General features: G+C 69.8%; 3 protein-coding genes and 2 pseudogenes. 2 read left to right on the plus strand and 3 right to left on the minus strand.

Features of this window, described 5'->3' with window-relative positions; all coding sequences use genetic code 11:
* Positions 1-494 (minus strand): annotated as a pseudogene (locus ABT336_RS26825) (hypothetical protein); the annotation flags it as partial.
* A 67-nt stretch (positions 495-561) separates the two neighbouring features.
* A complete protein-coding gene (locus ABT336_RS26830) occupies positions 562-1,275 on the minus strand; it encodes a tryptophan 2,3-dioxygenase family protein (protein WP_350900299.1) in 714 nt (237 codons plus the stop codon).
* 456 nt (positions 1,276-1,731) lie between these two features.
* Between ABT336_RS26830 and ABT336_RS26835 the strand changes: the two genes are divergently transcribed.
* Positions 1,732-2,484: a hypothetical protein gene (locus ABT336_RS26835; protein WP_350900301.1), complete on the plus strand. Its 753-nt coding sequence runs from the start codon at positions 1,732-1,734 to the stop codon at positions 2,482-2,484.
* Between the two features lie 115 nt (positions 2,485-2,599).
* On the opposite strand, the gene ABT336_RS26840 is transcribed toward ABT336_RS26835, so the two are convergent.
* The gene (locus ABT336_RS26840) at positions 2,600-3,088 is read right to left on the minus strand and encodes a GntR family transcriptional regulator (protein ID WP_350900303.1); all 489 of its coding nucleotides are present in this window, start codon (positions 3,086-3,088) and stop codon (positions 2,600-2,602) included.
* Between the two features lie 239 nt (positions 3,089-3,327).
* Between ABT336_RS26840 and ABT336_RS26845 the strand changes: the two are divergent.
* Positions 3,328-3,967: pseudogene (locus ABT336_RS26845) on the plus strand (mechanosensitive ion channel family protein); the annotation flags it as partial.
* Positions 3,968-4,513: the final 546 nt, after the last annotated feature.

A 4,513-nucleotide genomic window follows, 5' to 3' on the forward strand; every position in this document is an offset into this window, starting at 1 on the left:
TGCAGCTGCCCCGCCGGGCGGAGCTGCTGCACGGCATGCTCGGCGCGGACCAGGAGCAGGTCACGGTCCCGGCGGGCGCTGCCCGGGTCGCCGCCCGGTGCGGAGTCGCCGGGGTGGCCGTCGGCGTTGCCGGAGTGGCCGACGGTGTCCCCGGGACGGCCGTCGGTGTCCAGTGGGTGGGCGACGGGGTCCCCTGGGTGGTCGTCGGTGTCGCCGCCGGCGAGCCGGAGCACCGGCAACGCCAGGTAGCTGCGGTAGTCGTACCGGCCGTCCCACTTGTCCAGTGCCACGTCGAGGAAGTCGCGGAGCAGCCGGGCCGACGCCGGTTCGACAGTCGTCGTCGCCGGTAGGTGTCGACGGATCCGGTCCAGGTCGACGAGCAGGTCGTCGGGGACGAAGTGTTTACCGACCGAATGGAACCGGTGTAACACGGGGGAGTAGGGGAAATCTGCGGCGGTGGCCGATTCGGAGAGCCACCGGGTCAGTTCGCGCACGAAGCGCACCTCGGCATTTCGTTTCGTCGAACACGAGGGAGGGGAGATCGGTTGACTGCGGGACGGGTCAGTTGCCGGTGACCGAGGCGAGGGGGTCGGCCGGTGCGGCGGTGGCCTCCGCGGTCCGCCCCAGTTCGGGGAAGAACCGGTGCGCGACGAGCTTGGCCAGCATGGTCGCGGGACTGCCCGGGGTGCCGGCCGGAGCGTGCCCGCCGACCCGGAGCGCGACCCGGTAGTGCTCCACCCGCCAGCGGGCCACCCGCTCGTCGAACTCCCGCATCGCCTCGGCGAGCCGGTGCAGCCCGTCGACCGGATCCAGTCGCGACAGTCGGGTCGCGTCGAGGTCGCGCTCGGCGAGCAGGTCGGCGAAGGCGATGCCGAGCTGTCGGCTGGTCGTCTGGACGTGGCGCCAGCCGGGTGACTCGGCACCGGAACCGTTGCCCAGCGCCGGTTGCATCGCCTGGAAGTCCACCGGGGAGAGGTGGCCGAACATCTCCAGCTGGTCGGTGACCAGCCGGATGCCCAGGGTGGCTCGGGTCAGGAGCGGCTCGGCCTCCTCCGGTCGTCCGGCCCGGATCCGGGCGACGGCCTCGGTCAGTTCGGACGCGGCGAGCTTGAGCCACAACTCGGTGGACTGGTGCACCACCTGGAAGAGCAGTTCGTCGCGGTGGATCATCTCCGCTGGCCGTCGTTGCAGGCCGAGGAGTTCGTCGGTTCGCATGTATCGCGCGTAGTCGGTGGCACCCTCGCCCGGCAGCACGGCCGCGTGGTCCCGTTTCACGTGACATTCCTTTCCGTCAGCGCCGGGACGTGGGGATCCGACGTCCGTAGGTGGCGCGTGGCGGCGGACAGTATCCAACGAGAATCGGCAATGTGTCACGCCCTTGTCACCGTCGGTCTCCGAGTGGAGGAAAGGTGTTTTCCGGCATTACCGCCCGCCGGAAAGGTGTGCGATTAACACGCTGGTGGGTGGCCGTCAATCGTCATTCGTGACTGATTGATCACATTGTAGATCGTGATGAGTGATCAGGGGATTACCGAATGTGATCAAACCGGATCGCGATGCGTTTTGAATCGCTCGCCCTGAATTGGCTGTCGGAGTTCGGCCGACTGCGGGGGCGGGCTTTTCGGTGACTGTGATCCGGGTCTCTGAACGGAAGTGGTTCGACAGGCGTTGTCAAGGGGCGTGGAAGTGCCGACAGGGTGCCCTGTCGGCCATGGACCCCTGGAGGATGTAGTGGACCTTTTGACCCAGCCCGTGGATGACGTCGCGGCGCTCCGCAGCTATCTGTCACCTGAGGTCGTCCAGGCTTACGTCGATCCCCTGACGCCGGAGAGCCGGCAGGCGTTGATGCAGGATCCGGACGTGCGGAGGGAGCTCAATGATGTGGAGGAAAGGTTATCCACCTATAGGTCGCACTACAATCTTGAGCAGGCGGCGCTCACCAGCGGCGCTGACGGTTATGCCTATCATCAGCTGGCGCAGGTAGACCGTAGGAATCGCCTGTTGGCGCCGGCGTACATCAACCCGGGACACACCGTCTTCTCGTACACCCTCACGCACGTCGGGCCGCCCGGGGAAAGCTCCACGGTGAGTGGTACGGCCCACTACCTGACCCGGGAGGGGGAGCAGGCGATGAGACGGCGCGAACGGGTGCTGGACAGGGCGGGCATTCCTCACGGGGACCGTGAAGAGAACGAATACAAGGCGGCGAGGCACATTCAGTTGGGCACCACCGCCGCGCGGGTGGCGGCCAAAGGCGAGGAGTATTCGCAAGCGGTCGGGCGGCTGACCGGCGCGGTGACGGTGAAGGGTGCGGAGCTGGGGGCGCAGGACGTTGCCCGGGCGCTCGCGGCAGGATCCGGCTACTACCCGAGTCCGGAGCAGAGCCGTGGTCCTGGCCCTGGCCCTGGCCCTGGATCGGGGCCGTCGATGCCGTACCAGGGATGGGGCAACACCAGCGCGGCGGGACACGCCCTGGGGCGGTGACCGGAGAACCCGACCTGTCGGCACCGGGCTCGGAGCGTGTTCGTCGGACGGCTCCGGGCCGGGGTGCCGGCGGCGGTGGTCGCCGCGGCCGGGCACCGGCCCGGGGCGACGGGGCTCAGCGTCGGGACAGCAGGGAGGTGACCCGCATCCGCTCGCTGTGGATCCACACGTCGGAGTATTCGATCGCCCGGCCGTCGTCGAGATAGGTGATCTGCTCCAGGTAGAGCAACGGGAAGTTCTCCGGCACACCCAACGCCTGCGCCACGCGCCCGGTGGCGGCGGTGGCGGTGAAGGTACGCCGACCTGAGCTGATCTTGAGCCCGTGTTCGTTCTCCAGGAGTCCGAACAGGGACCGGTCGGCCAGGTCGGCCTGCTCCAGACCGGGGGCCAGGTCGGTCCGTACGTAGTTGACGAGCCAGACCACCGGACCGGAGCTGGTGGACCGGAGCCGCTCCAACCGGAGCACCGACTGCCCGGGGCGCAGGTCCAACAGGGTGGCCAGCGCGGGGGGCGCCGGCACCACCTCCTTCGACACCACCTCGGTGCTGACCGACACCCCCTGTCGGGCGAAGTCCTCCGACAGGGTGGTGAGCTTCTGCGCCATAGGGACGCCCCGACCGGAGTGTCAAGAACCTCGGAGGAGGTTTCCGGAAACGTTGCCGTAACGAGAGGGACGCCTGTGAGCTGCCTGAACACCGGCCCGGTGACGCGGGGGCGGGGCGGGCGGCGACCGATGCACAGTGGATCGTCACGGCCTGCGGCGACCCTCATGGTTTGTCCGGTTCGCCGTCGGGGAAGATTGCCCACTACTGTCTGCTCGACCTGTTCGGAGGGGCCCGCTCTATGTCCGTCGGAGACGCCGTGGGGGATGCGTTCCACGCCGTACTGCTGTTCCTGCCGAAGGCCCTGGCCTTCGTGGCGATCCTGGTCGCCGGCTGGTTGCTCGCCAAGGCCGTGCTCAAGCTGGTCGGGAAGGGGCTCGCCCGGGTCGGCTTCGACCGTGCCGTCGAGCGCGGTGGCATCCGCAGCCTGCTCGCCCGGTCCCGGTTCGACGCCAGCGACATCGTCGCCAAACTCGCCTACTACGGGGTGCTGCTGCTCACCCTCTACCTCGCCTTCGGGGTCTGGGGTCCGAACCCGATCTCCGACCTGATCGCCTCCGTCGTCGCCTGGCTGCCCCGGGCGTTCGTCGCCATCGTGATCATCGTGGTCGCGGCGGCCATCGCCAACGCGGTCAAGGACCTCGTCGCCAGTGCGCTGGACGGCCTCTCCTACGGTCGGATGCTCGCCCGGGCCGCCTCCTGGTTCATTCTCGGGCTGGGCGTCATCGCCGCCCTGAACCAGGTCGGCATCGCCACCTCGGTCACCACGCCGGTGCTCGTCGCCGTCCTCGCCACCGTCGGTGGGATCCTCGTCGTCGGCGTCGGCGGCGGGCTGATCAAGCCGATGCAGTACCGGTGGGAGGGCTGGCTCAACCAGGTCGAGCAGGAGTCGCGGGCCATCGTCTCGCACGCCCGCGCCTACCAGGCCCAGCGGGAGGCCGACCAGGAGCAGCGCAGGCAGGCGTCGGAGCCCACCCCGGCCCCGGCCGAGCCCACCGGCGACTCGCTCTGGGGCGCCTCGACCCCGGCCTTCGCGGTCGCCGCCGACCAGGACCCCGAGGCGACCACGGTGATCCACCGGGAGGACCCCGAGGCCACCGGTGTGATCCGTACCGCCGACCCCGGGTCGACCACCGTCATGCCGGCGGTGGACCCGGAGGCCACCACCGTCATCCGACGCGACGACGACCCGGAGGCCACCGGCGTGATCACCGCCTCCGGCTCCGCGGCGACCGACGACCCGGAGGCCACCGGCGTGATCCACCGGGACGACCCGGAGGCCACCGGGGTGATCCGGCGCGACGACCCGGAGGCCACCGGGGTGCTGCCCCGGTCCGACGTGGACGCCACCCGGTTCATCCCGAGGCAGGGCGGCGGGGACCCCGCCTCCACCCGACGTGCCGACGACGCGGGGGACCCGCCCGGCG

Origin of the sequence: Micromonospora sp. NPDC000207 (assembly GCF_040300925.1) — a bacterium.
Lineage (GTDB): Bacteria > Actinomycetota > Actinomycetes > Mycobacteriales > Micromonosporaceae > Micromonospora.